Origin of the sequence: Paenibacillus xylanilyticus, from assembly GCF_013359935.1 — a bacterium.
Taxonomy (GTDB): domain Bacteria; phylum Bacillota; class Bacilli; order Paenibacillales; family Paenibacillaceae; genus Paenibacillus; species Paenibacillus xylanilyticus.
In genome coordinates this window covers 384,235-409,762 of record NZ_JABMCB010000201.1, presented here as the reverse complement: position 1 = coordinate 409,762, position 25,528 = coordinate 384,235, and the positions used below count along the sequence as shown (strand labels likewise).

At 47.1% G+C, this 25,528-nt stretch carries 26 protein-coding genes and 1 riboswitch; of the genes, 5 read left to right on the top strand and 21 right to left on the bottom strand.

From position 1 onward, the window contains the following. Positions 1 to 17: 17 nt before the first annotated feature. Positions 18 to 2,060, bottom strand: coding sequence for a transketolase (tkt, locus tag HP552_RS26105; protein WP_175398276.1), 2,043 nt, complete (start codon positions 2,058 to 2,060; stop codon positions 18 to 20). Positions 2,061 to 2,493: 433 nt separating this feature from the next. Here tkt and HP552_RS26100 point away from each other — a divergent pair, with 433 nt between their 5' ends. Further along, positions 2,494 to 2,979, top strand: coding sequence for a hypothetical protein (locus HP552_RS26100; RefSeq protein ID WP_175398275.1), 486 nt, complete (start codon positions 2,494 to 2,496; stop codon positions 2,977 to 2,979). Positions 2,980 to 3,056: 77 nt separating this feature from the next. Here the strand turns inward: HP552_RS26100 and purU are convergent, their stop codons facing one another. Both purU and HP552_RS26090 read right to left on the bottom strand, forming a co-directional pair. Continuing rightward, positions 3,057 to 3,950 (bottom strand): formyltetrahydrofolate deformylase, encoded by an 894-nt coding sequence (purU, locus tag HP552_RS26095; protein ID WP_175398274.1) that lies wholly within the window; start codon positions 3,948 to 3,950, stop codon positions 3,057 to 3,059. A gap of 22 nt (positions 3,951 to 3,972) precedes the next feature. Further along, complete coding sequence (locus tag HP552_RS26090; RefSeq protein ID WP_175398433.1) at positions 3,973 to 5,100, bottom strand: deoxyribonuclease IV; 1,128 nt, start codon at positions 5,098 to 5,100, stop codon at positions 3,973 to 3,975. 167 nt (positions 5,101 to 5,267) lie between these two features. On the opposite strand from HP552_RS26090, the gene HP552_RS26085 reads away from it, so the two are divergent. Beyond that, positions 5,268 to 5,738, top strand: coding sequence for a DUF2621 domain-containing protein (locus tag HP552_RS26085; protein ID WP_175398273.1), 471 nt, complete (start codon positions 5,268 to 5,270; stop codon positions 5,736 to 5,738). Between the two features lie 149 nt (positions 5,739 to 5,887). Beyond that, positions 5,888 to 6,799 carry a TIGR01777 family oxidoreductase gene (locus tag HP552_RS26080; RefSeq protein WP_175398272.1) on the top strand — a complete coding sequence of 304 codons (912 nt, stop codon included), beginning with the start codon at positions 5,888 to 5,890 and terminating at the stop codon, positions 6,797 to 6,799. On the opposite strand, the gene HP552_RS26075 is transcribed toward HP552_RS26080, so the two are convergent. From HP552_RS26075 to HP552_RS26000, 16 genes are all read right to left on the bottom strand, one after another. Continuing rightward, positions 6,788 to 8,572 (bottom strand): DUF6382 domain-containing protein, encoded by a 1,785-nt coding sequence (locus tag HP552_RS26075; protein ID WP_175398271.1) that lies wholly within the window; start codon positions 8,570 to 8,572, stop codon positions 6,788 to 6,790. The two genes, HP552_RS26080 and HP552_RS26075, sit on opposite strands and share 12 nt — an antisense overlap. A gap of 99 nt (positions 8,573 to 8,671) precedes the next feature. Further along, entirely contained in the window at positions 8,672 to 9,181 is a 510-nt protein-coding gene (locus HP552_RS26070) for an A24 family peptidase (RefSeq protein WP_175398432.1), read from the bottom strand. A gap of 16 nt (positions 9,182 to 9,197) precedes the next feature. Further along, positions 9,198 to 10,229, bottom strand: a complete 1,032-nt coding sequence (locus tag HP552_RS26065) for a TadE/TadG family type IV pilus assembly protein (RefSeq protein WP_175398270.1) — start codon at positions 10,227 to 10,229, stop codon at positions 9,198 to 9,200. A 28-nt stretch (positions 10,230 to 10,257) separates the two neighbouring features. Then, positions 10,258 to 12,402 (bottom strand): hypothetical protein, encoded by a 2,145-nt coding sequence (locus tag HP552_RS26060; protein ID WP_175398269.1) that lies wholly within the window; start codon positions 12,400 to 12,402, stop codon positions 10,258 to 10,260. Positions 12,403 to 12,470: 68 nt separating this feature from the next. Beyond that, positions 12,471 to 13,142, bottom strand: a complete 672-nt coding sequence (locus HP552_RS26055) for a TadE/TadG family type IV pilus assembly protein (RefSeq protein ID WP_175398268.1) — start codon at positions 13,140 to 13,142, stop codon at positions 12,471 to 12,473. After that, positions 13,126 to 13,314: a Flp1 family type IVb pilin gene (locus HP552_RS26050; RefSeq protein ID WP_175398267.1), complete on the bottom strand. Its 189-nt coding sequence runs from the start codon at positions 13,312 to 13,314 to the stop codon at positions 13,126 to 13,128. Before HP552_RS26050 ends, HP552_RS26055 begins: the two co-directional genes overlap by 17 nt. A gap of 11 nt (positions 13,315 to 13,325) precedes the next feature. After that, positions 13,326 to 14,195 carry a type II secretion system F family protein gene (locus HP552_RS26045; RefSeq protein WP_175398266.1) on the bottom strand — a complete coding sequence of 290 codons (870 nt, stop codon included), beginning with the start codon at positions 14,193 to 14,195 and terminating at the stop codon, positions 13,326 to 13,328. A gap of 12 nt (positions 14,196 to 14,207) precedes the next feature. Then, positions 14,208 to 14,972 (bottom strand): type II secretion system F family protein, encoded by a 765-nt coding sequence (locus tag HP552_RS26040; protein WP_175398265.1) that lies wholly within the window; start codon positions 14,970 to 14,972, stop codon positions 14,208 to 14,210. An 18-nt stretch (positions 14,973 to 14,990) separates the two neighbouring features. Then, positions 14,991 to 16,295, bottom strand: coding sequence for a TadA family conjugal transfer-associated ATPase (locus HP552_RS26035; protein ID WP_175398264.1), 1,305 nt, complete (start codon positions 16,293 to 16,295; stop codon positions 14,991 to 14,993). Beyond that, the gene (locus HP552_RS26030; protein ID WP_175398263.1) at positions 16,292 to 17,515 is read right to left on the bottom strand and encodes a P-loop NTPase family protein; all 1,224 of its coding nucleotides are present in this window, start codon (positions 17,513 to 17,515) and stop codon (positions 16,292 to 16,294) included. Before HP552_RS26030 ends, HP552_RS26035 begins: the two co-directional genes overlap by 4 nt. Before the next feature lie 171 nt (positions 17,516 to 17,686). Next, on the bottom strand, positions 17,687 to 18,070 hold the full coding sequence (locus HP552_RS26025; protein WP_175398262.1) for a VOC family protein: 384 nt from the start codon (positions 18,068 to 18,070) through the stop codon (positions 17,687 to 17,689). 225 nt (positions 18,071 to 18,295) lie between these two features. Then, positions 18,296 to 19,159 carry a DUF6612 family protein gene (locus tag HP552_RS26020; protein WP_175398261.1) on the bottom strand — a complete coding sequence of 288 codons (864 nt, stop codon included), beginning with the start codon at positions 19,157 to 19,159 and terminating at the stop codon, positions 18,296 to 18,298. 97 nt (positions 19,160 to 19,256) lie between these two features. Beyond that, the gene (locus HP552_RS26015) at positions 19,257 to 19,679 is read right to left on the bottom strand and encodes a thiol-disulfide oxidoreductase DCC family protein (protein ID WP_175398260.1); all 423 of its coding nucleotides are present in this window, start codon (positions 19,677 to 19,679) and stop codon (positions 19,257 to 19,259) included. A gap of 151 nt (positions 19,680 to 19,830) precedes the next feature. After that, entirely contained in the window at positions 19,831 to 20,109 is a 279-nt protein-coding gene (locus HP552_RS26010) for a hypothetical protein (protein WP_175398259.1), read from the bottom strand. 150 nt (positions 20,110 to 20,259) lie between these two features. Next, positions 20,260 to 20,505 (bottom strand): zinc ribbon domain-containing protein, encoded by a 246-nt coding sequence (locus tag HP552_RS26005; protein ID WP_024629326.1) that lies wholly within the window; start codon positions 20,503 to 20,505, stop codon positions 20,260 to 20,262. A 205-nt stretch (positions 20,506 to 20,710) separates the two neighbouring features. Beyond that, positions 20,711 to 21,130 (bottom strand): organic hydroperoxide resistance protein, encoded by a 420-nt coding sequence (locus HP552_RS26000; RefSeq protein ID WP_175398258.1) that lies wholly within the window; start codon positions 21,128 to 21,130, stop codon positions 20,711 to 20,713. Between the two features lie 433 nt (positions 21,131 to 21,563). Between HP552_RS26000 and HP552_RS25995 the strand changes: the two genes are divergently transcribed. Further along, positions 21,564 to 22,859: an Nramp family divalent metal transporter gene (locus HP552_RS25995; RefSeq protein WP_175398431.1), complete on the top strand. Its 1,296-nt coding sequence runs from the start codon at positions 21,564 to 21,566 to the stop codon at positions 22,857 to 22,859. Positions 22,860 to 23,017: 158 nt separating this feature from the next. Here HP552_RS25995 and HP552_RS25990 read toward each other — a convergent pair whose 3' ends face one another. Together HP552_RS25990 and HP552_RS25985 are read right to left on the bottom strand one after the other, a co-directional pair. Further along, positions 23,018 to 23,701 carry an HAD family hydrolase gene (locus tag HP552_RS25990; protein WP_175398257.1) on the bottom strand — a complete coding sequence of 228 codons (684 nt, stop codon included), beginning with the start codon at positions 23,699 to 23,701 and terminating at the stop codon, positions 23,018 to 23,020. 147 nt (positions 23,702 to 23,848) lie between these two features. Beyond that, entirely contained in the window at positions 23,849 to 24,247 is a 399-nt protein-coding gene (locus tag HP552_RS25985; protein ID WP_246311052.1) for a hypothetical protein, read from the bottom strand. A gap of 116 nt (positions 24,248 to 24,363) precedes the next feature. Next, positions 24,364 to 24,537: riboswitch (cyclic di-AMP (ydaO/yuaA leader) on the bottom strand. 377 nt (positions 24,538 to 24,914) lie between these two features. Here HP552_RS25985 and HP552_RS25980 point away from each other — a divergent pair. Continuing rightward, the gene (locus tag HP552_RS25980; RefSeq protein WP_175398256.1) at positions 24,915 to 25,391 is read left to right on the top strand and encodes a glutathione peroxidase; all 477 of its coding nucleotides are present in this window, start codon (positions 24,915 to 24,917) and stop codon (positions 25,389 to 25,391) included. Positions 25,392 to 25,528 lie beyond the last annotated feature (137 nt).

Here is a 25,528-nt window from a genome sequence, read left to right as displayed (position 1 = left end):
CAGCGCTTATCAAGCTATTACAGCAATGCTTTTACGCGGCTAACCACGTTATCAACTGTGAAGCCATACTCTTCGATAACACGGTCGCCAGGCGCTGATGCACCAAATGTGCTGATTCCGAGAATGTCGCCTTGATCGCCAACATATTTCTCCCAGCCCATTGGATAAGCCATTTCAATCGCCAGACGAGCTTTAACATCCGGAAGCAGGACGGATTCTTTGTAAGCTTTGTCCTGTTTCTCGAACAGATCCCAGCTCGGCATGCTGATTACACGAACCTGGATACCTTGTTCAGCCAGTGCAGCTTGAGCTTTGACAGCCAGTTGTACTTCGGAACCTGTAGCGATGATTTGTGCTACAGCTTTGCCGTCTTTTGCATCGGAAACAACATAAGCACCGCGTTTTACGTTCTCACGGGAGCCTTCTACTGTTCCTTCCAGGATCGGCAGGTTTTGACGAGTGAGTACCAGTGCAACCGGGTTGCTCTTGTTCTCAAGCGCATAAGCCCATGCTGCAGATGTTTCATTACCGTCAGCCGGACGGATGACCGTCAGGTTAGGAATGATACGCAGGGAAGCCAATTGCTCAATTGGTTCGTGCGTAGGACCATCTTCACCAACTGCGATACTATCGTGAGTCAATACGTATGTCACAGGCAGACCCATCAGGGAAGCCAGACGAACAGCCGGACGCAGGTAGTCGGTAAATACGAAGAATGTACCACCGAATACTTTCACACCGCTGTGCAGTGCCATACCGTTCATTGCACCCGCCATACCGAATTCACGGATACCGAAGTAGATGTTGCGGCCAGAATAATCTTCTGGAGTAAAGTTTCCAATGTTGTTCAGATGTGTCATTGTGGAGCTTTCCAAGTCAGCAGATCCACCAGTCAGATGAGGCACATTATGCGCCAGACCGTTCAGTGCGTTACCGGAAGCAACACGAGTGGAAAGTGCTTTGTCTGTTGCAGCATATTTAGGCAGGTCGCGGTCCCAACCTTCTGGAAGGTCACCGTTGATTGCTGTTTCGAACTGAGCTGCCAGCTCAGGGAATGCTTTTTTGTACTCGGCAAATTTCTCGTCCCAAGCTTTGTTTGCAGAGATACCACGGTCTTTGACTTGAGCAAAGTGATCGCGAACTTCAGCAGGTACGTGGAAATCTTCCTCGTAAACCCATTTGTAAAATTCTTTGGTCAATTTCGCTTCGTCTGCACCCAGTGGGGATCCGTGAGTACCGCCATGGCCGCCTTTACCTTGTTTGTTCGGGCTACCATAACCGATTACGGTTTTCACTTCGATCAGTGTAGGACGCAGCGTGTCCGCTTGACCTTCTTGAATTGCTTTTTCGATTGCAGGCAGATCGTTACCATCTTCTACACGCAATACTTGCCAGCCATAAGCTTCGAAGCGTTTTGCGATGCTCTCGGAAGAAGACAGATTCAATTCACCATCAAGGGTGATGTCATTGGAGTCAAACAACATGATCAGTTTACCCAGGTGCAGGCGTCCAGCCAGCGAAGCTGCTTCGTGGGATACACCTTCCATCAGGTCACCGTCACCACAGATTGCATAAGTGTAGTGGTCGATTACGTTGAACTTATCCTTGTTGTATGTCGCGCCCAGTTGAGCTTCAGCCATTGCCATACCTACAGCCATTGCAATCCCTTGACCCAGTGGGCCAGTCGTTGCGTCAACGCCAGCAGTATGTCCGAATTCCGGGTGACCCGGAGTTTTGCTTCCCCATTGGCGGAATTGTTTCAATTCTTCCATAGGAAGATCGTAGCCGCTCAGGTGCAGCAAGCTGTACAGCAACATGGAACCATGTCCTGCAGACAGCACAAAACGGTCCCGGTTAACCCAAGTTGGGTGGTCCGGGTTATGTGTCATCGTTTTTGCAAAAAGTTGGTAACCCATTGGAGCGGAGCCCATAGGCATTCCCGGGTGTCCAGATTTTGCTTTCTCGATTGCATCAATTGCCAGAGTACGTACAGTTGTGATCGACAGGTTGTCGATTGTGTTGTTCTCGTCCTTTTGAATCGCTTCGTTCTTGTCAGTCATGGTTTGTCCTCCTCATGTCTTTAGATAAGTCGGGTGCGCAAGCGAATCCCTCTCATCATACAAGCAAACCGTATATAACTTAAGTGAATCCGCTTGAATGTTTCATTTTGACTTATTCACTTTTGTATTGTATCACTTGGCGTGAAGCTTTTCCATAACCTTCTTTTAGAAGTTCCGGAAAATTCGGTTGTTTGTGGGTGAGACGGGCTTATTCCAGTGCTGAATAATATTGTTCTGCAGAGCATTTCGGCCCAGTTCCGACTTGGCAAGCCTCGCAAATCCATCGGAAGAAGTATAACCTTTAACCGGAAAACCATACACTTTCTAGAGCTCGAAGTTTTTTTCTGACAATATATCTGACAATATAATAGTCCTTCATCTGATTCGAAAACTCTATGTCTGTGTTACTTCAGGATAAAAGGAGGCTTGTCTCGTGCCGGAACATTATTCGCTGCAGCAAAAGTCGCTAAATCATCCATTACCCTGGATATCGGGGTCTTTAACAGGCGTGATTAGCGGCTTATTCCTTGGATTTTTTCTTAAAGCGATTCAGGCTTACACCGGCGAAAAGGTTTATACCCTGCTGCTGAATGTCGACTTTGTCCCCTGGCTTCCGCCAACATTACCTGAATGGATTGAATTCACCCTTCATCTTGGCGTTTCCATAATTATTGGCATCTTCTATTTTTGCTGGATTCAGCGTTCGGGACATCCGTTGCTTCGAGGAATTCTAATCGGTGCCGTTTCTTCTCTGCTGTATATACCTCTCTCCCAGTTATCCTCCCGTGTTCCCGGACTATTAGACTTCAGAGCGATATCTCTTTGGGTAATGGGACATCTCTTGTTTGGTATTCTCCTTGGTGTGTGCGGACGAATATGGAAACGGCAAAAAGGCGACCCCCATTCGGCTAACGAGTAGGTAATCGCCTTTTCTCTTATATGCATAGCAGATTCGTGTAGTCCCGAATCAACCTTGCACAGTATTAAAGTGAAAGATTAAAATACAACGGTTTTATTCTCATGAACCAGAATGCGGTCTTCGACATGCCATTTCACCGCACGTGCAAGTACGACGCGTTCAATGGTACGCCCGATCCGTTTCAATTCGGTTACATCATCTCCATGACTTACACGCTGAACGTCCTGCTCAATAATCGGTCCGCCGTCCAGTTCCTCAGTCACATAATGAGCTGTTGCCCCAATAATTTTAACACCACGGTTGTATGCCTGGGCATACGGTTTGCCGCCAACAAATGCTGGCAGGAACGAATGATGGATGTTAATAATCCGGTTGCGGTAATGCTCAATAAACATCGGGGAAATAATCTGCATATAACGTGCAAGAATAATCACATCGATATCATTACCAATGACGTCCAGCTGACGCTGCTCCGCTTCCTTCTTCGTATCGGCAGTAACCGGAATATGATGATACGGAATACCGAATGATTCCACGTAGTCCTTCATATCCAAATGATTGCTCACCACGAGAGCGATGTCAGCATCCAGGTCCCCTGCCTGCCATTGCCACAGCAATTCAACGAGACAGTGATCTTCCTTGGATACAAAGATAGCGAGTTTCTTCTTGCGGCTGACCGCAGAGAGAGACCACTCCATCTTGAATCGTTCTGCCACTTCCGCAAAATCAGCTTCCAACTTGGCTAGACTTGCTGTCAATTGTGGCAAATCGAATTCAATGCGCATGAAAAACATGCCCCCAGCCGGGTCCATGGTGTACTGGTCCGACTGGACGATGTTTGCACCATGCTGGTGCAAGAAATGGGATACTGCAGCAACAATTCCTGGACCGTCCGGACAGGAAATAAGCATCCGCGCCCGATCGGCGCGGTTTTTGGAATCAGGACGTACTTGTTTAGCGTGAATCTCCATCGGGCTATTCTTCCTCCTTCAATTAAGCCGTGACCAGCAGTTCTTTTCCTGCAAGCCAGGCGATCAAGCGTTGATTCAGTTGCTCTTCGTTCAAATGCGGGAACAACGCGGCTTCAGCCACCAGATCATACAACCGCTCCAGCGGTTCACGTGGATCAGCTTTTTTGGCTTTGGCATCATTCTTGAGCAGTGTCCAAATATCGAGAATATAGGAACGGGAGTCAATCTCTTTTCCTTTGAAAAAATGCTGCAGCTGTTCCACTTCCGTCAGGAATTCCGGACCAAATCGACCAGTCACATCTCCACGAAGCAATGCTATCTCTACTTCATACATTGGACGCTGTGTCTTGGCTTCCTTGCCAATCCAAGGTGTTTCCAGAATAAACGGACGTCCCTGAAGTGCCTCGTGGTGGACGATACGATTAATGGCTTCAAAACCAATCCAGCCCGATCCAATGGGTGTGTGGCGGTCCTTACGTGCACCTACAGGGTTCTTACTATCATTAATATGCATTACTGTGATGCGGTCAAGCCCTACCGTGCGATCAAATTGTTCAAGCACACCGTCCAGATCATTCACAATATCATAGCCTGCATCATGAATATGGCATGTGTCCATACATACGGCAAGGCGTTCGTTGTGTGTTACTTTCTCCATGATCTGTGCGATCTCTTCGAAGCTGCGGCCCATTTCGGTTCCTTTGCCAGCCATCGTTTCAAGCGCGATTTTGACATCGGTCTCTTTAACACCGTCGAGCACTTCATTCAATCCTTCGGCAATCCGTCCAATGCCATAATGAGCATCCTTGTCCGTAAAAGCGCCTGGATGCAGCACGATATTTTTGACGCCAATGGCATGTGTCCGGCGAATTTCTTCCTGAAGGAAGCTCACAGCCAGCTCATACGTGTTTTCTTTGTAAGAACCAAGGTTAATAATGTATGGCGCATGGACAACAATATCTTCCATTCCGCCCTCCTGCATGGCAAGCTTGCCTTCCTCAATATACATGGACTCAATAGGCTTGCGGCGCGTATTCTGCGGAGCACCTGTATATATCATAAACGAACTGGAACCGTACGAGGACGCTTCCTTCGTTGCACTCAATAATCCCTTGTCCGAAAAGGACACGTGGGAGCCGATTTTCAGCATCATTGATCCCCCTTTTTCTGAATTATCCCTTATTCTAACGCGATTATCGAAATAAATCTAGAAATGCGCTATAATTCGGGATACAGGCTATTTTTTACAGCTAATTTGGAACATGGTGGGCGGAATCCGTCTTTCCGTGAAAATCAATGAACCGAGGTGACTCCGCAATGATTTTCGAATCCTACGCTATGACGTTGGCCAGCAGTTCCCCCAGCAATTGGTTTATGAATACGATTGCATTCTGGACCTTTCTTTTGCTTGGCAGCATGTGTGTCGGCGGATTTTTTATGATGCGCAAGTTTTTGAAAGTGCTCCCAAAAGCAGACGGCAAGTCCAAACTGGATTGGCAAAATTATTGGGTGGAAACGAGCCGCCACTTATGGACGGATGAGGCCAAGGCTTTCCTGGATCAACTCGTAGAGCCCGTACCGGGACCGTTTCGCGATATCGCCAAACATTCCATTGCTGCAGAGATTGGTAAAATCGCTGTTGAAAACAAAGCAACCGAGGTGTCCAGAGATCATTGTATTAAAGGATACATTATAGCCACACCCAAGCGTGATAATAAGTTTCTGGTTAAATTTCTGGAGAAAAACAAAATTGATTATTCGCCTTACAAACATTTAATGAATAAATAAGGAAAATTCAAAACGTGGATAGAATAGTCCACTCATTGTCCAACACACAAGCTCCATCAGGTAAGTCATTCCCAGTCAGGCATTGCTTACCGCCGGGGCTGTTTGTTGATCCAATTTATGAAATATCACAATACAGGGAGGGCAGAAACATGAAGATTGCCATTTGTGGAGGAACAGGATTTGTAGGAAGTGCACTTGTAGATTACTGGCTGCAAGCAGGACATCAGGTTCAGGTTATTACGCGCAAACTGCCTGATCTTCATGATCCCGGCGAACGCCTTACATATATAAATTGGGAACAGCTAGAGGAGATGCCTCACTTACTGGAGGGATTGGATGCGTTGGTCAACCTTGCCGGAGAAACACTGAATCAGCGCTGGACGACCAGAGCCAAGCTCGAGATTGTGGAATCCAGGGTAACGACTGTATCCAAGGTAGCCCGGCTGTTAGATAAGCTGGAACATAAACCGGAAGTTGTTGTTCAGGCATCAGCCATGGCCATCTACGGAACCTCCCAAACAGATACATTTGATGAGAGCTGTCCGCAAAAATCTATGAACTTTCCATCTCGTGTTGCTGAGCAATGGGAGATCGCTGCGGATGCCATCAACAATGTGAGACTTGTCAAAATTCGTGTAAGCCTGGTTCTTGGTCATAAAAGAGGAGCTTTTCCGTTAATGAAGCTGCCCTATATGCTTGGAGTAGGCGGCAGAATTGGAAGTGGCAAACAGTGGACGACCTGGATACACATATTGGATATTGTTAGGCTTATTGATTTTACGATTCATAATAAGGAAATCTCGGGTCCGGTGAACGCCTCCGCTCCGAATCCCGTGACCAATGACGAGTTTGGACGCACGGTTGGCAAAGTATATCACCGACCACACTGGTTCCCGGTCCCCGGATTCCTGATTAAAACCGTGGTTGGAGAACTCTCTGTTGTACTGCTTCAGGGGCAGCGTGTCATCCCTCAGAAGGCACTGGATTATGGTTTTCAATTCACCTTTCCAACCCTCACCGATGCCCTGGAAGATTTGAAACATCGCGGTTTATCCGACTGAACGATAGGTATAAACGGATTCGGCCAAAGTAAATGTGTCCCCATCTTCCAGTGGATATTCTTTATAAGGTGCCAGCGGTTTGCCCTGAAGAATGGTTCCATTCACGGAGCCAAGGTCCTTAATAACATAGCCGGATTTGTTCCGGCTGAGTTCCACATGAGCCCGGGACACACCCGTTGTCGCATCCACCCACTGAACCATCTCTGCCGATCTGCCTATCACAAAAGAAGCTCCACGTACATCCATCCGTTCATTCTGATCACCTGCTGCCGATCTGCGCTCCAGATAGAAGGCTGGAGATGCTGGAGATGCATCCTTCCCTGCTTCGACGGAGATGCTTTGCAAATTTACGGTAGCCTCCGTTCCAAGATCGTTTTGGTTTAAATCAGCTGTTGATGCAGCGGCATAATTGGAATATTGAGTCATGGGTACAAATTCTGATTCTGTATGTAACTGTTGAAAGCGGGAATTCAGAGTTGTACCTGCATACCCATGTTCAGGCGGATTGTTTTCTACCTTCGGATCAGAAGCATTCCAGCGCCAGCTTTCCTGATACATCCCCTCTGCTTCCTCTTCGTTTTTATTTTTGTTTTTACCCAACCCCAGAAAAGTAGCTTGATCAATCTTCTTAAGCTGTACGGCTTTTGATAAGTTGAATTCCCCTTTAGTAACCCATGCCCAGCCTGCAACCGCAAGTAATGCAAGACTTAAAACGGTGGATATGATCATTGGTGTCTGCCCGGGCTGCTCCATGTATGCGAATCTCCAGACCAAGGCTATGCTGACCATGCAAATAAGGATGATATATGTCACTTTAGACGTTCCGGTCTTCGGATCCATTTCCATGTCTTCCTCATAAGGAATTCCGCTAGACTGGTGCAATGATGGATCTACGCTGCCTGCAAATGGTGGTGAAGCTTCCCTAGAGGGACGTGTATTTAGAAAGCTTGAGATTACCTTGTTACCTTTCACCTCTTCCTGTTCTGGTAACGCGGCCGAGGGCTGACGAAGATTGGACTGTTCGTCCCGCATTGTTCCTTGCTCGATCTTTGAAAGGTCACTCTGCCTAAACGAACGTGGCACTTGAGGAAGAACATCCACTGGTTCAACGTGAGCAAGTCGTTCGTTTACACTCCCGTTTTCTCTTGTTTCAATGACACGTGATGACAGGAATGAAGAACTACCTGAGCCTTCTTGCTCATTCGCATATAGCTCCAGCAATAAATCGCGCAGTTGTCCAATATCCCACCGTTCGTTATCACATAATTGCAGGACTCGCTGAATTCCTTCCCCCTGCAATTCCTGCACATGAGCCATCAGTCTGATTACCAGCTCGCGGAATTGTCCCGGAGTCGAGTCTGCAGACGACGAGTCCTGGACAGGCACATAAACCATGCCCAGCTCTCCTTGCTCCAGTGATCCTTTTAAAAATATACTCTCCTCCTGCAGCATTAATTTACGAGGTTCCAGCATGTATTGACGGCATTCCGTGAAAGTATCTGCGAGTTGAAACAACAGACCGTACAGCACATGCAGCTGGATTTTGCCTGTTTTCAAAACCTGCGACAACATTTTATATCCGGAAATATCATACTGAAGACTGACATTCCGATCCATCTCACGTATGTGAAGAGGCAGCAACCGTGGAATATGATTGGAGGACATCATGCCAGTCTGTACACGGCTTAACTCGTCTATCCGCAGCCCTTCCGCTTTTTCCAAAACCATAAATGCGCCGCCGTTTCGAATAAAATCTTTCGTTAATCCATACATGCCAATCCTCTCTTTCCATTGATATTTTCTGCACTTACCGTTAGGGTGTGAAATTCATATTTATATTCATATTCATCTTACATATCTGATATATTTTTATTAAATCATATAGACGCAGGCACTGATAAAGCCTGGTAATACAGCGAGCATAAACGGGAATTTCAACGTTTTCTCCTTGCTAACCAGTTTGAGCGAACCCATCATGAAAAAACCTGCAAGCCCACCTGCCATGTGACGAATCCGTTTGGCTGAATCCCTGCGGAACAAAAGAATAATTAATCCAATTGCCCCGGCATATAAAACAGAATACACAATAACGTGGATGCCAAAAGAAAGCCCCACCCAAGCCCCAATCCCGCCAAACAGTTTCACATCTCCTGCACCTACTGCCCCGATAGCGTACATTAGAAACAAAATGCCGAAACAGGCTGCGAATCCGGCAGCAGAAAACAATAACCCTTCCCAACCTCCCCAAATGCCATGGGCCAACACACCTAAGGCGGTCACAGGCAAGGTCAGCCGATTCGGAATTTTCATGGATCGCACATCTGTTACAAAGGCAGCCATCACGTATAAACCACAGGCTATATAGAACCAATCCACCTCCATCACCCCTTATATATCCTCATTTTCTGGAAGCCACATTAAACTCGGTTTCTGTCTTGACTCCATCAGCGGTTTCCACTACAAATGTCCATGTGCCTTCCGTTGTACGTGTACCTACAAACCAGTTCCACTCAATTACACCATTCTCGTCTGCTGTCGCCCAGCCGATATGTTTAGCCGTGCTCTCCCCCGACTTGTAAAATATCGTTAAGTTCGCAGTGGCCCCAGGCTCTAACTTAACCTTGATTGTTGCATTGTTCCCTATGTATGCCGGCTCCGGCTTGGATAACACGGTTACTGAACCTGAGGCGTCCCCATTTCCCTCACCGCTGTTCGAGCCCTCCCCCGTATCCCCGATCCATACGCGCTCAGCGGCTGCAGCCTGAATCCGCAATGGTTTGCCGAGGAAGGGCACTTTGATCGGCAGTTCATAACTTAATTCCAACCTGAAATACGGATTGGTTTTGTTTTTGAGATCCGGCACAGATATACCATTAACATGTACACGCTCCATATCCAGCAATACCGGATCAATAAATGGTTGAAGCAAAGGTTTCACGGCTGGATCAAGTACAGTCTCCGTAACGGATGTCTTAATCTCCTGCAAAGGTTGTTCACCGCTGGCGGCAGCCGCACGCACCCAATGACTTAACGGTTCCGGAAGCGATGAGGCGTACTCTTCAGCCCACTCGGTCAGGGATAACTCAGGTATTTTCCAGTCACTGCCCGTCTCTCCGCCGCCAGCCGAATCTGAGGGAGTGAACACAAGGGAGACCGGGTATATCTTGGTGGAGAGCTGCTTCACAGCTTCACCTGCTGTGATCTGCAAGGCTGTCGAGATCAATGTCATTTGCACGATATAGATCAGAAACATGACAAAGAACAGAAACACAGGCAGAACGAGTGAAGCTTCCAATACGATGCTGCCTTGTTCCTTTCTCGGAGAGCATGCCTGCTCATGCAGGGATTTTAATCTTCCCCGTTTGCGCAACTCTCCTAACCAAATCCGCAATCGTGCACATTCCTTTTTCTGCTGATGCTGCTTCCCCATAATCCCTCCATTGAAAAAACTGCATTATTCAATAGGAATAATCCGTCTTCCGATCTATGAATAATCGCCCATCTTCAACCTGGTCTGCATTACCCATAATCGCACCTATACTTTTCACAACTCCGGGTAAAAACCACAATTTGATACTGCTGCGGATGTTACCTGAAGCATATGTTTGTTTTTCATCCGGATTCACGCCTGTATTCATTCGGATCAAAGCCAACATTCTGGACATCTTGCGTTCATTGTTACTATGCATTAACAAGAATAATCTTAGGTGGTCCCTGTATGTAAGCTTGACCTTGATATATCTGGACAGCTCCACACTACCCTCTTTGGCGAGTTTCACCATATCCGCTATGGCGTGTGTAATCCCATATAAAATTGCTGCAGATAACACCAGAAGCGGATTGCCGAGCTTACTGTTTTCAATCAAGCCCTCTGCCGTTCGAATTGCTAAACGCATGCCAAAAATCTCTGCATATGCAGCGGCAATATTACCTGAAGCATTATGAAAACCGTAGATGATATACTCCAGTTCCTGATTCTCCAATTTGAAGACTTCATTTGAATCCCCGTTCCCTTCAGTCCAATCCAGCAATTGCCCAAATTCCATCGAATTGAAATAGGCGAGTGCATACTCATTCTGAAACAATTCATCCCCAAGACGATCCAGAAGACCAGACATTCCGCCAAACAAACTGTCCATTCCGTTCATGGAGTCACCGCCAGCATCGTACGGGTCGCCTGCAATTTCTGCCTTCTTGGCTTCCTCACGGCTTGCCTGGTTAAGTGCAATATTTGCATTGTAATACTGCTCTAATTGCTTGAATGCTTCCGTTGATCCGGAGTGCCCCCTTTCAATCTGTGACAAAATTCGCTGCATGTCTTTCAATTTCCCCTTGGACTCTTTGTCATTAGCCTTGCGCTGGGCATCAGATCCCCGACCATCCTCCAGCAGCTGTTTACTGAGAAGGATGACATTGGACGGACCGCTTCGTACATAAGTGTCCATGTATCGTTCCGTGACCTGACTGGCCTGTCTAACCGCTGGCTTAACCGGAACACCACTCTGACCAGTGACATTGCGAAGCTGTGTGTTTAGTTCGACACTGTCTTTTCTCACATTATTAAAATCTGAAGTTTGCGAACGAATCCGTTCATTCAACTGGTCGAACAACGAGTCAGCCCTGACTAGCTCGGAAGCAAGCGAGCGTGTATTTTTCGCTTCGCTGCCCGATCCGGTAGATGGTGGACTTTGTCCGGGAAGGGTCGAATTCCCTACTTTTTCATAACTCGCATTCTGTGGACGATTCTCTCCCTCAGCGATGACCCGTTTCATTTCCTCGTTGATTTTGCGCGCTTCTTCAATTTTGGACTGAGCTTCCTCCAGTTTCGACTGATGAGCCTGTTGTGCCGGTTGCAGGACCGTGCTTATGCCTGTCACCACATGACCTACACCTGTCCTGTAACGAGCGAGCTCCAGGATATATTGCTGCTGGTTGAATGGCAGTCCCTCGTCTGCTTGTTTTTTGCTCAAATAATCCGTATACCGTGCCGCGATCTCGGCAGCAGTCTCTGGTGTTTCTTCCATCATCTCATCGTAAATGGCAGGCGAAGGGGGGCTCATAATCAAAGCCGGAAGATCCTTCAATTTATTGGCTGCATCCGTCTGATTGGCTATCGCCTCATCCAGCAATTCCTCGCGCTTGTCATACAGCTTCTGCAATTTTTTGAGCAAGTCTACGGTATGTGCAGCTTCTTTCATTTCCTCCGACATTGGTTTGAAGCGATTGACCACTTCTAGTGTGAAATCAACCGGAGCCCGATATTTCATATCCTCCTGGATCTGGCGATTGAAAATGTCATATCTGCCCAGTTCGCGCTCCATGCTCAGGGTAGTTGTATCCCACTGGATATCCAAAATTGGAAACCCGTCCTTCACCATGGGCGGCTTCACACTATCATTCAGCACCTTGGCCATAATAGCTTCACCACCGCTGTCCCCATACCCGAACAAGCCATACTCCCGCAGCGAAGTATCATATGCAGACATCACCGATCTCATCGCCGCGTGTGTCATGCGTTCTGCTTGTACTTTAAAAGCGGCTATCCGTGCATAATCAATGAACACAGCCACAAACATATAGATCCCAGCCAGGATTAAAATCAAGAACAGGGTTACAGCTCCAGATTCACCATTCTTTTTTCTGAACAGCGCTGCTCTCCTCCTTTCTCTGCTTATTGTTTTTTGCCAAAATGCTGTAGAACCTGCCCTGCTTCAGCTGCTGTACCTGCTGCGGTTCCACCATTCCCCTTAAACTTGGCAGCATAATAACGGATCAGATCCACCGTTCGGATAAATTCTGTCGGCTCTACAACTGCGGATGATCCTTGCGTCAGAACATTGTTACCTGAATCAAACAAAAAAGATGGCAGCGGTAAAGTTATAACCTGCTCCAGCTGGGTCGTAACTTTTCGCTGCACCAGAGAATTCTGATACTCAATTGTTCCACGCATGCCACTCGGCATGCCTTGTACTGCTTGGGATAATTTCTTCTCGGTGAGATTCTCTCCATCCCCTGCTGGCACCGGAACACTAATCTGATTATCCGCGCCGGCCCACCCAAACAAGGCTCCGAGCATTCGGTCATCCGTTAGTCTCCAGTACAGATTGTCATGTTCACCTGCCACAACTTCACCTGTCGTGGCCTGCTTGTGACTGTTATCCCAACTGTAGGCGGCACGTTCCGATGCTGCATATGCATGTTGGTTTAAAAAGGTCTTTTGGTACATGTACATGGAGAAAAACAGAATTAACACGAGAATAAACAGCACCACCGGGAAGACCAGGGAAGCTTCAATTGTGAAGCTCCCATCCTCCTTTTTGAACCTTTTACTCAAAAAATTCATCACTCTTCTTACTAACTTGACCAAGTAACCGAGTGACCAAGGTTTTAATTTGATCCTTGAAAATCAAAGCAATAATGATAATGACGCCAATAATCAGAATCAGCTCCAGCGTTCCTAGCCCGTCCTCTTCCTTCCAAAATGCACTTGCCTTGCTTTTCATCAATTCCTGCATCCCAATTCCCCCTACATATTCATCATCATAAAAGCAGGTGCTCCGATCATGACCACAATCGTAAAAAAGATCAAAACCATCGGAAACACCAGTTTGGAAGAAGCCTGTTCTCCCTTTGCCCGACTGACAGCCTTGCGTTTCTCCCACAACACATGTGACAGATCCCGCAGCGCAAGTACAAAGTCACCTCCCCCACGCCGGAAGTTCAGCAGCACCGTCGTTGTGAAGATCGTGACTTCCTGTACACCGCACCGGCGGCTGAACTGTTCAAACGATTGTTGAAACGAGTAACCATTATTCCAATCGCCAACGGTCTTTCGCAGCTCGTTGTACAGCGGGTGGTCGCGGTCACCCTGACTGGCAACACAGTGAACGATAGCCCTTTGTACGGTTTCTCCGGCACCTACCAGCAATACAATCCGGTTTAACAACTCGGGCAGCTCCATGAGAATATCCTGATCCCTTCGCTGCACCTTGGTATGAAGATCCTTGTAGAGTGCAAAAGGCAGTGCAGCACCAAGGGCAAGCCCGCCTGCCATGCCTCCGAGACCCATATCACCAACAAGGGATAGCAGACAGCCCACAAGCAGCATCAGCCAAGCATAAGTCAACATTTCAGCACTATAGAGCATCGTTTTCTCTCCACTGTGCTGTATGCCGTACATTTTCTGAATGGCATGCTGCATGCGGAACATCAGCACAGGCAATCTGCGGCCTGCCTCGAATCTGTCCAGTAAAAACAGAAAGGGACCATGCAGCCTGTTCAGACGCAATCCTTCCATCTGAAGTTTGCGCAGATGTCGGTAGGTCTGTCCTCGCGTTCGATCCAGCACCAGCCATCCCGCTCCGAGCAACCCGGCGAATATAACGGGAAGCAGCATCGAATCAGCTCCTTATACTTTGATATCCATAATGCGTGTAATCCACAGATAACAGCAGGCAAGTACTGCCAAGGCCCCACTGGAGATCAGATACCCCATCCCGCTGTACAGCGGCTCCATAAAATCCTTGGCCGTCAAATTTAAAAAGATTAGAAATATAAACGGAGCGGCGAACATCGCCTTGGACTCAAACCTTTTCTGAGCCACCGCGACCATAATATCCTGTTGAATGTCCAGCTTCTCGCCAATTACAGCAGAGGTTCGGCGAACCACCTCAACCAGATCTCCACCCGTCCGTTTGCAGGTGATGAATACATCGGCAAAATTCGTAATATCCTCGATACTGGCCCGGTCCGAAAAGTCCTGAAGCGCCTCCTCAATGGGTTGACCATACTCCATCCGTGTCCGCAGAATTGTGAACTCACGGATTAGATCGGTATCCGCTTCGGGATTGAGCATCCGGAGATCCTCAACCGATTCCTTAAAACCATTTTCGACCGACTTCCCCGCAGCCAATGCGGAAGATAGCGCATATAACGCTTGTTTAAAATGCAAGCTCAGAGTCATTCTTCTTCGTTCCAGCAGTACCTTTGTCCAGTGTTTTGGCACCCATATGCACCCCGCAGCCAAAACAATTCCAGCCAGCCAGTGATGATAGAACAAAATACCGACACCGAAAAATAGCACTCCACTAATCAGCATGCAGACAATTCGTTGTCTCCGGGATAGCGTGTATACGGTGTAATCCGTTAATGCCTGTCTGGATTCACCCAACATGATCACCTTCCAATAGCTTTAATTCTGGTTGTTATCTGATTCTGGTAATTCTGTGTAGTATCGTCCTATGTATTCATTCAGCCAATCTCCCAGCCCGGCCATTTGGATTTTCTCAACCTGCTTCAGCTTTCCGACCTGTACCAATCCGCCAATGATCTTGCCTTCCCGTTCTTCCCTCTCCTGAAAACGAAAGAGTGGATTCAGCAGCACTTCTCCGTCCTGCATGCCGATGACTTCACTGATCTCCGTCACCCGTCTTGAACGGTCTCTCAGCCGGGATAAATGGACAAAGATATCAATGGCTGAGCTGATCTGCTGCCGCACAACCGCAATTGGAAGTTCCGCTCCACTGAGCACCATCGTTTCCAATCTGCTGATCATGTCCGTAATATTATTTGCGTGACCTGTGGATAAGCTTCCATCATGTCCAGTATTCATAGCCTGCAGCATATCCAAAGCCTCCGCACCCCGCACCTCACCAATCACGATACGATTTGGACGCATCCGCAGTGAAGACTTGATCAGATCCCGAATGGAGATTTCACCCTTGCCCTCGGTATTGGCATTCCGTGTTTCCAGCGATACCAGATTCGGTACGGTGACGATCTGCAGCTCGGCTGAGTCTTCAATCGTAATGATCCGTTCATCCGCAGGGATAAACTGGGATAATGCATTCAGAAAAGTCGTTTTCCCCGACCCGGTTCCGCCACCGATAAAGATGTTGTATTTGCTGCGTACCAGCTGCTGAAGCAACTCTGCGGCTTCCTCATGCAATGCACCTTTATCGATCAGGTCCAACATTTTCATCGGCTCACTCGGAAACTTACGGATCGTCATGGTAGGACCTTTTAGCGCAATCGGCGGCAGCACAATATTGACCCTGGAACCATCCTTTAACCGTGCGTCCACAATCGGGGAGGACTCATTCACAATTCGATTCACCCCGGATACAATCATCTGGATAATATCCTCCAGCCGTTCTCTGGATTCAAATTCAAGCTGGATTTGGCTCACTTCACCTTCCTGCTCGACAAAGATCTCCCGGTGACTGTTAATCATAATCTCCGTGATATCAGGATGATCCACAAGCGGCTGAAGAATATCCAACCCCCGAAACGAATCAAATAGCCGCTGCACCAATGTGTGCCGTTCTCCAGAAGTCAGATCATCCAGCATCGGATCAGACAGTACCTTTCGCTCAATCCCCTGCCACAGTTCCTTGTCTCCGGCAGCAGACGTTAAATCCAGGCCTGCCCTGACTTCCCGACGCATGTTCTGGAATTGTTCTTCACGGTCCATCATTCTATTGGATACATCGCTCATAATGCCCACCCATCCCCATTGTGGATGCGACCCGTCTGTTTCAGATCTTCTTCTCCATCCTGTACAAGCATGGCACACAGCCTCTTTATTTCGCGCTGAAATATGGGAGAACTTAGCATCACTTCCTCCTGGCTAAGCTGCTTCCAGGAAGGGATATAAGGCAGCACCGCATTCAGCTGCAGATCAGGTCGTGGTAAAGCATTAACTACACTATCCCGGTATTTATTCACAACAAAGCAGGCACGATCCAGCACACTTTGATGCAGATCCGGCTTTGTTCGCTCCGCATGCAGCATCCACTGTCCCCATCGGTGCATGGCTGACAGATCATCTTCAACCAGCCATACCAATGCATCTGCTGCTTCCAAAATGCCTTCACTACGGCCATCCCAATCAGAATCTCCATCCAGTATAAGCACGTCATACTGCCCAGCAATGGATAAGTATTGAATAAGTCCCGTCGTATCTTCACACGACATTTGCAGCAATTCCTTCCGGTTTGATAATGGCCAGAAGACATCTGCCTTCAGCCCTTCATGCCGGAGTACGTAACCATCGATCCCTTTGGAAGAAGTTTGTGTCTGCCCTTGCTTGCCTGATCCCTTTCTGCTGACCTTAAGGTCGTACAACAGTCGGGACAACCCCGTTTCTGCATCTGGCATACGCTGTACACTGCGTTTTAATCCCTTCTCCAGAAATGGCAGCACGCTATCCAGCGTCTCCAGATTGAGATAAAGCACAGCGTATCCGGCCAGCCCCAGCTGCTTCGCCATATGCAGTGCAACAGCGGTCTTTCCGCTTCCTCCAGAAGCTGACACCACTCCAATGGAGATGGTTTGCTGTCCTAGACGATGTACCTTTTTGCGACGCGGCTGCCGGCTTGCATTCAGAACCGCATCCAACAATGTGGGCAGAGGTTGATACTTCATCAATCGCTTATCTTCCTCCACATCCTCGTGACCTTCACTGAGCAGCAGCCAAGGAACACCTGGCTCTCCACCCATACTCTCCAGCCAGGGATTCAGAAACTCAGGTTCTGCAATAACCAGATCCGGCAGTTCCTGTCCTTCATGTTCATGCATATACTCCTGAAACGATTCCCACTGTGAAAAGGCGGTAAATCGCATCGTTGCACCAAACGGACTCCCCTGTACAAAATCAAGCCAGGCACTGATGTACTCTCTGTCTTTTGAAGCAAGTACGGCCTTCAGTACAATCAATTTCTCCTTCCCTCCCTGTACATAAGCACAAAAAAAAGCACCGTCCACTATCCGCATGAAATGCAGAATATGGACGGTGCTTCCGTCAAGTGCTATGAATGTATGGATAATATAGCATACAATTTCTGGACGAGCAAGAGATTTATACAATTAACAATACTATCGGCATCCTCATGAATGATAAGGTGCAGCAAATTCAATGATGTTACGGTCTGGATCCAGGATAAAGATCTGCGCAAACCCGGCAACACTTTCCGGTCTCGCTTCGTACTCAATCCCCTGCTGTTCCAGCCAGGCTATCGTGTCTTTATGACTTTTCACCCAGATGGCAAAATGACCATCCGTTGTATCAATTCCTGCCTCACGCAGCGTATGTCCCTGAGGGTGCTGAAGCAGATGCAGCTGCTGACTGCCAATCGCATACCACGTACCTGTTGAGCGGAACGGTGGACGTTCAATCTCCTGCATACCGAGCAATCCCGAATAAAATTGCTTGGCAACTTCCAGATCACGTACAGCCAGGCTAACATGGTGTATATGAGCATACTCAATCATTGCTTGAATCTCCTTCCACTTCATATGACATCACATTGTTTAATCGCTTCCACGACTATACTATAACATCATGCTCCCTGACCAGTTGTTGGAGAAAAAGAAAACACCCCTGATTCAAGATGGCAACCCCCTGGGTTTACACATACTCGTATCAAAGATGTCTTCAACTTATACATGAAGTTACATTGATGGCAAATGGATCATTTCTATTAGTCTTACCACTCCCTATTTCGCGCTATCCAATGCTTCCTGCGGAATTTCAATCGCTTCTACCTGGTTATGGTTGGAGAAGGTACTGGTCATTTTCATGTCCATCGTAATTTTTTGTCCTTTCTGCTCCATCTCCATAACCATGTTTACATCCGTACCAACAGGCAGATAAGACTCCTTGTTCACCATATATTTCATCTGCATGCTCGTAATATTCATTTGTTCAAGCATCGCTTGCGTTTGGGCGTCCGATCCGTTCTGCTCCATTACGGATTGAGCCAATTCCTTCACGTTATCCCCGGATACGTCAGCGTTAATGACATAATTGTCGCCCTCTTCGGTAATTTCGGTGTCTTCCGCAATCTTGTTGAATTGCTCCAGTTCACCTTCCGGGTTCATGCTTGCCTGCATTTGCTCAATCAGCTGTTTCGTTTGATCATCAGGAATTTTAACCCATTGCTCTCCCACCTGCGAATAGATCGTATCGGCAGTGATATACTGCTTCACGTTTTGGGCCTCCTGACCAGACATTTCCATGTTCATTTCCTGATAGATCATCATCGGATCCTTGATGATATCCATCTTCAGCGATGTTTTAACCTGTTGATCCTGCGACTGTTCGCCAGCTTCCAGTTTCAGATTTTGATCAATGGTTGCATCGCTTGAGAAGCTTTTCATTTCTTTGGCAGCTTCGCTGGTTTTGGTAATCAATTCTTCCAGTGTAGGAATCTTTGTTTCCTCTAACGTTGGTGTATTGCCCTCGTTTGTCGTTTCGTTACCCGCCGGCGGCGTTGCAGTGCTGTTATCTGCATCGCTTCCGCACGCTGTCATGCTTACTGCCAATAATGCCCCGATAATGAGTGTAGTCCACTTCTTCAAATGTTTTTCCTCCCAAATAAATATGATCCGTACTCATTACCCAAATGTTTCCTTTATTAATCATATTTGCGGATACAATGTGCTGTACCATAGCTATTTATAAAAATCGATTCTTGATCTCTGGTGTTGGCAGCATGCATGCCTCGTCCTTCCCAAACCACCGGTAACGATTGCGAGCTACCCAGTTATATACCGCATTACGAATGAATTTGGGCACAATGATGAAAACATATAATAATGGATATGGGAATTTCAATCCTTTGGCCAATCTCAGCGCAGCTGTTGAACGTGTATAATACTGGCCATCTTCAATGAGTACAAAGGTATCCATGCTGTCTGTCGAAAGATTCCCTTTTTTCAGCAAATCCTTGGCTGCATCAGATTGAAGTGATGCAAAATGATATTTCCCTTCCGGATCACGTTTGATAATCCATTTGGTTAATCCCTGACAGAAGTGACAAACCCCGTCCACGAGTACAATCGGGTGTCCCAGATGCTGATCCGCTCGAATTGATGTCATAATCGAGACCTCCTCTTATTATGGCTGTTAGGTTAACTTACCCATTTTTACCCTTCACGTTCGGCACTCGCAGAAAATTATACATGTTAAACATAAAATAGAATAGAAAAAGAGCGCAGGCTTTAAGCCTACGCTCGTATCTGTTCGGCAATTACTCAGCAATCGCCTTTTCCATCCACTCGTCTTCAATCATTTGTTGATGCAGGTCACCTGCCCATTGATCCATGCATTTGCAAATAAAATCTTTGCGGCATACCGGACAAGGCGTTTTCTGCAGACGGCTGATCGCTGTCATCTTCCATTCCGGAGATTTGGAGTAGAATACGCGGCACTGTGTGCCATCTACCAGCTTCATTGTAAATTCATACAATCCGTCTTTTTCGTTTTTGCTAGCTACTTGCAATTTTGCAATACTTGGTCTATAAGACATGGATATCACCTGTCAATTCAAATTTGTTTCCTGCATGACACTTCTCAGTACTAAGTCATATTAAAGAAATTTTTGTTCGATGTCAACTCAGGGCGGGACGAACTGTGCTGCTTTTATGAATTGATTCCAAGCTGACCAAGTTATGCCACTCTATCCGCCGAATAAAATATCCAAAATCGTTCCCACCTGACCCTGTTTTTTACCCTTTAACACATCCGGGTCGAATACCTCCACATAACCACAGGAAGAACAGGCTACAAACAAATAGTGATTATGCTGAATGTCGAACATTTTGCTAAGGCCGGCTCCCGACATGGACACTTCCTTGATATTGCAATCTGTTCCCCGACATTTCGTACATACAAACCTTCGCTCAATCATCTCTTCAATACTCATTTGCGTTCCCCCTTTTCAGATGCCTGGCATGGAGCAAGAGTATAATTATGTAAAAGAGTACGCGATCTGACCTGCAATCTCCTGCATTTCATTTGAAATATAAAATACAAAACCCTGCCGTTTGCCAGCAGGGCTTGTACCGTATACAGGTATCCCATGATAGCCTGCTTAATATATCTTGCTTTTTACTCCAGCGAGTACAGGTTTAGACAACGTTTAATACAACGTCGATGTTGCCACGTGTGGCTTTGGAATACGGGCAAAAATCATGAGCTTTGCGAGCCAGATCCTCTGCCTGACTGTGGTCGACACCCGGCATGCTTACATCCAGACGAACCGACAGCTGAAATCCATCATCTGCAGGGTCTTTTCCAATGGATACATTACTTGTTACAACCACATCTTCCAGTTTTACGCCAGCCTTGCGCGCTACGTTTGCAAGAGCACTTTCGTAACATGCACCATATCCCGCTGCAAAGAGCTGCTCAGGGTTCGTACCTTCTCCACCGGAGCCGCCCAGCTCTTTTGGCATTTTGAGATCGTGTTTGAGCACACCATCCGATGATGTCACTGAACCCGTACGTCCACCTTTGACTGTTGCTGTTGCTGTATATAAAGCTTCCATTAGAAATCTCTCCTTCACTCCAATATTTTTGCTGCCTACACTTCAATTTAAACTTCTGGCTCATTTTGAAACGTTTGCTGGTTACAATCAGTTTCTGCATCCGTGCCCTTTTCATGCATCTGCCTTCCATCTCGATATCGTCATATATTATTTGGGGCATAAATTTGTAAACTTCCCTAGGTTGGGTAATATACTAAAGGCCGTTTCCCTTTTCAGTTTATTTTGTCCATCTACATAAAAGTTGCACTAGACAAAAATTATTGAATGAGTACAATGTAAGTAACGACATATATTTTCAGACATATCAAATGAAAGCTTCCCGCCTTCATCCTCGGAATATCAATACAATCAATATTAAAAAGTCAGGTGATTAAGCATGAGCAAAAAAAATCCATTCAACTCTGCTTCGGCTGAGCCGTTGGCTGCGGCAGGCATGGCTCCTTCACTCGGGGAAGCCCACAGCTCCATGAAGGTTCCGAAAAACGCCGCCTGGTGGAAAAAATTTCTCGCCTTTGTCGGCCCCGGTTATCTGGTCGCTGTTGGTTATATGGACCCGGGTAACTGGGCAACAGATATTGCCGGTGGTTCACAATTCGGCTATACCCTTTTATCCGTCATTTTGATCTCAAATCTTATGGCAGTGGTACTGCAGTCACTCGCTGGCAAGCTCGGTATTGTTACAGGACGGGATCTGGCTCAGGCTTGCCGCGAGCGGTTCAGTATGCCGGTTGTTATGATGTTATGGGTTTTGTGTGAACTGGCCATTGCAGCTACCGATCTGGCCGAGGTCATCGGTTCAGCCATCGCGCTGAAGCTGCTGTTCAACATCCCCATGTTATACGGCGTCATTATTACGGCCGTGGATGTCCTGCTTATCCTTTTGCTGCAAAATAAGGGCTTTCGCGCATTGGAAACGTTGGTTATCGTGCTGATGGCAACCATTGCCCTGTGCTTCGGGATTGATCTGTTCCTTGCCAAACCGGATATGGGCGGAGTACTCACCGGATTTGTACCAAGTGCCGAGATACTGCAAAATCCGGCGATGCTCTATATCGCCATCGGTATTATCGGAGCAACGGTCATGCCGCATAATCTGTATTTGCATTCTTCCATCGTACAGACTCGTCAGATCGAACAGACGCCTCAGGGAAAAAGAGAGGCCATCCGGTACTCCACCATGGATTCAACCATCGCGTTGACGCTGGCCCTGTTTATTAACGCAGCCATACTCATCGTGTCCGCAGCTGTATTTCATAGTGCAGGCATGACTCAGGTTGCTGAGATCACAGATGCTTACCACCTGCTTACACCACTGCTGGGCACGACCATTGCAAGCATCCTGTTTGGTGTCGCCCTGCTGGCGTCAGGTCAGAACTCTACACTAACAGGCACACTCTCCGGACAGATTGTCATGGAAGGTTTCCTGAACATTCGGATTCCGGCTTGGCTGCGCCGCTTGGTGACCCGGTTGATTGCCATCATCCCTGCTGTTATTGTGACCGCCATCGCCGGTGAGCACGGAACGGAAGAATTGCTGATATTGAGCCAGGTGATCCTATCGTTGCAGCTGCCATTTGCGGTCATTCCACTCGTGATGTTCACAAGTGACAAAAAAAGCATGGGGGCATTCGCCAACAAACTGTGGCTCAAAATCATCTCCTGGATCATCGCTGCCGTGATCGTTATCCTAAATGTCTATCTGATCATCCAGACCATTATGCTGTTCTAATAAGAGGGAACAGGGTCCCGGTAGCCGGATGTCAACTCAAAAAGGCTGATCTCCTCAAGTAGCTATACTTGAAGCGATCAGCCTTTTATAATGCCGTACATTTGCCTTGTCCACAATTTGATGACGCTCGCAAGGCTTCTATAAATATACTTTACCCGCTATTCTTCATTAGGCACGAGTAAAGGAATTAGCTGTTCCAAACTTTCGATCGTCCAGTCCGCGTGCTCCTGACCCTCCAGTTCAGGCTGAAACCGTCCATAACCCTGCAGGATCCGAATTGTTCGCATCCCCAGCTTCTTGGCAGGAATGATATCGTTATCAATCCGGTCTCCAATCATTACAGCTTCCCCGGGCTCGCATCCAGCCTGTTTCAGGGCCACTGCATACAGCTCCGGGTCCGGCTTGGATACGCCTTCTTCTGCCGAACAGGCCAGTACATCGACGTACCTGCGCAAACCATAGCTCTCCAGTCGCTCAGCTGTCCCCGGGCTCTGGTTGGCAATAATGCCAATCCGATAATGGCGTGACAACTCCTTCAGCACAGCATCAGCAGCAGCGAAAGGCTTCTCCAGCTCCTTTCGGAACTTCAGCTTCTCCTGAATCTGCTCCCTATGACGTTCATCACTAATTAATGTCCGAATCGCTACCTTCATGGGCCACTGCTCATATTTACGGTAACAGGAGGCGAATATCTCTCGCACCATCTCAATCTTCACCGGATATCCAAGTGAACAGGCTTCTCTTACGAACTGCCCGATAATATCATCTACCGGCTCCCATTCGTCTACCAACGTGTCTCCTACATCAAAAAACAACCACTTTAATCCACGTACATCCGGCACGCCTATTCCTCCTTGTTAGCCATGAACGCAACCTTGATCAATAAAAAAGAAGACCCATCATCATGCATGAGTCTCCTCAGAATTCCATTTTTCCATAAATTCAATTATAACAGGCACCTCACACCGGATCAATCGGCAGTCATCACATTAACCATTGAGCAAAAAGCCAACCTCTCCATTGAGGGAATATACAATCCGGTCTGCTCCCATTCCACGGTAAATCCCTTTGGGATGGCTCTGTTCGGTGATCACGCATAGCGATTTCGAGGTCCATGAACGGCAGATCTGCAAATACCGGCAGGTCAGGTTCAGACTGTTCTCAAAAATAAAAACGTTGCCTACGCTGGACTGCGGCAGAAACCATTTCTGCGCTTCCGCTGTATTCATGCGGATCACGTTCTCCACTCCGATTCTCCGGAGTTTCCGCTCTTCCCCAGCACTGTTGGTCAGAACGGCAAACGGCATTTTTTTGTACATCAAAAGCTTGATAAACTTGCGCCCCGCTTCATTCGGTGCAGTTACTAAAATCATCTCATTATCCATCATTCGTTCCTCCCTTGGCGTGAAAAGACAACAAAAAAGAAGCGTGGGGGACCAAGGCCTCCCCGAACGCTTCTTAAATAACCCATGACGAAGACGCCATGAATATGCGTACGGCTTGTTGCCTCTCCCTTTAACGCTTACGAGGTTAGCTGACGGATTCGGGCGCGAGAGTCGCCCTATTTCCGGCTTGCACCGAAAAATTCACCCCATGGACCAGCTGCATTGCACAGCCATTCCGATTGGTTCCCCCGTTTCCCACCCATGAATGAATGGAAACTCAGCGATTAAAACATCGTTCCAGTTTCGTGTATTGATCAGAGCGATATTATCGTTTGTTTCGTTTTTCATGTTAAGTTTAATTGAAATAGAAATTACGATATGAATCATACACCCGCGCCATGTTGATGTAAAGTCTGTACAGATCATCGAATTGACGAATTTATGCCATTACTTATTAATAATAGCGCTTACAACATCCCCATTCTCCATCCATCTCGATCAAGCTCACTAATTCTCGTCTTTATGAAAAATGTCTGGAATTTAAGGATCATTTAAACATCCAATAAAGGGCGAATATCTTTTTATTAATTTTGCATTATCTAATTGTAAACAATATAATATAAGTATACGAATAATGAACTCAACTATTATTATATGGAGGCGACACATCATGACCGTTTATGACTACAAAGTCAACACCCTTCGGGGACAGGAAGTGGAAATGTCCGAATATCGCAATAAGGTGCTGCTGATTGTAAATACGGCGAGCAAATGCGGACTGACCCCGCAATTTGAAGGTTTGCAGGAACTCTACGACAAATTCAAAGACCGTCAATTTGAAGTATTGGGATTTCCGAGTAACCAGTTCGCCCAGGAAAAAGGATCATCCGATGATATTGCCGAGTTTTGCCAGATGAATTACGGTGTAAGCTTTCCCATGTTTGAGAAAATCGACGTAAACGGCTCAAGCGCTCATCCTCTCTTCCAACATCTGACTACAGAAGCACCGGGACTGCTCGGCTCCAAAGCCATCAAATGGAACTTTACCAAATTCCTTGTCGATCAGGACGGACGTGTCGTGAAGCGTTACGCTCCAAAAACGACTCCTGACCAAATTCAGGCAGATATCGAGAAGTTGTTGAAATAAAGGCACCACACTGCGGCCATCATCAGCACAGAACCATAGAATGTCAGGTTCTACTGGGAATGGCCTTTTTTTACGCTATCTACAAACGCAAAAAAAGAGGCTTTCCTCCATCGGAAAACCTCTTCTTATCGTACTTT

Excerpts from the sequence above, each read along its gene's own strand:
- tkt (WP_175398276.1), bottom strand. The coding sequence starts at position 2,060 with ATGACTGACAAGAACGAAGCGATTCAAAAGGACGAGAACAACACAATC.
- purU (WP_175398274.1), bottom strand. The coding sequence starts at position 3,950 with ATGGAGATTCACGCTAAACAAGTACGTCCTGATTCCAAAAACCGCGCC.
- HP552_RS26090 (WP_175398433.1), bottom strand. The coding sequence starts at position 5,100 with ATGCTGAAAATCGGCTCCCACGTGTCCTTTTCGGACAAGGGATTATTG.
- HP552_RS26085 (WP_175398273.1), top strand. The coding sequence starts at position 5,268 with ATGATTTTCGAATCCTACGCTATGACGTTGGCCAGCAGTTCCCCCAGC.
- HP552_RS26080 (WP_175398272.1), top strand. The coding sequence starts at position 5,888 with ATGAAGATTGCCATTTGTGGAGGAACAGGATTTGTAGGAAGTGCACTT.
- HP552_RS26075 (WP_175398271.1), bottom strand. The coding sequence starts at position 8,572 with ATGTATGGATTAACGAAAGATTTTATTCGAAACGGCGGCGCATTTATG.
- HP552_RS26070 (WP_175398432.1), bottom strand. The coding sequence starts at position 9,181 with ATGGAGGTGGATTGGTTCTATATAGCCTGTGGTTTATACGTGATGGCT.
- HP552_RS26065 (WP_175398270.1), bottom strand. The coding sequence starts at position 10,229 with ATGGGGAAGCAGCATCAGCAGAAAAAGGAATGTGCACGATTGCGGATT.
- HP552_RS26055 (WP_175398268.1), bottom strand. The coding sequence starts at position 13,142 with ATGAATTTTTTGAGTAAAAGGTTCAAAAAGGAGGATGGGAGCTTCACA.
- HP552_RS26050 (WP_175398267.1), bottom strand. The coding sequence starts at position 13,314 with ATGCAGGAATTGATGAAAAGCAAGGCAAGTGCATTTTGGAAGGAAGAG.
- HP552_RS26045 (WP_175398266.1), bottom strand. The coding sequence starts at position 14,195 with ATGCTGCTTCCCGTTATATTCGCCGGGTTGCTCGGAGCGGGATGGCTG.
- HP552_RS26040 (WP_175398265.1), bottom strand. The coding sequence starts at position 14,972 with ATGTTGGGTGAATCCAGACAGGCATTAACGGATTACACCGTATACACG.
- HP552_RS26035 (WP_175398264.1), bottom strand. The coding sequence starts at position 16,295 with ATGAGCGATGTATCCAATAGAATGATGGACCGTGAAGAACAATTCCAG.
- HP552_RS26025 (WP_175398262.1), bottom strand. The coding sequence starts at position 18,070 with ATGATTGAGTATGCTCATATACACCATGTTAGCCTGGCTGTACGTGAT.
- HP552_RS26015 (WP_175398260.1), bottom strand. The coding sequence starts at position 19,679 with ATGACATCAATTCGAGCGGATCAGCATCTGGGACACCCGATTGTACTC.
- HP552_RS26010 (WP_175398259.1), bottom strand. The coding sequence starts at position 20,109 with ATGTCTTATAGACCAAGTATTGCAAAATTGCAAGTAGCTAGCAAAAAC.
- HP552_RS26005 (WP_024629326.1), bottom strand. The coding sequence starts at position 20,505 with ATGAGTATTGAAGAGATGATTGAGCGAAGGTTTGTATGTACGAAATGT.
- HP552_RS26000 (WP_175398258.1), bottom strand. The coding sequence starts at position 21,130 with ATGGAAGCTTTATATACAGCAACAGCAACAGTCAAAGGTGGACGTACG.
- HP552_RS25995 (WP_175398431.1), top strand. The coding sequence starts at position 21,564 with ATGGCTCCTTCACTCGGGGAAGCCCACAGCTCCATGAAGGTTCCGAAA.
- HP552_RS25985 (WP_246311052.1), bottom strand. The coding sequence starts at position 24,247 with ATGATGGATAATGAGATGATTTTAGTAACTGCACCGAATGAAGCGGGG.
- HP552_RS25980 (WP_175398256.1), top strand. The coding sequence starts at position 24,915 with ATGACCGTTTATGACTACAAAGTCAACACCCTTCGGGGACAGGAAGTG.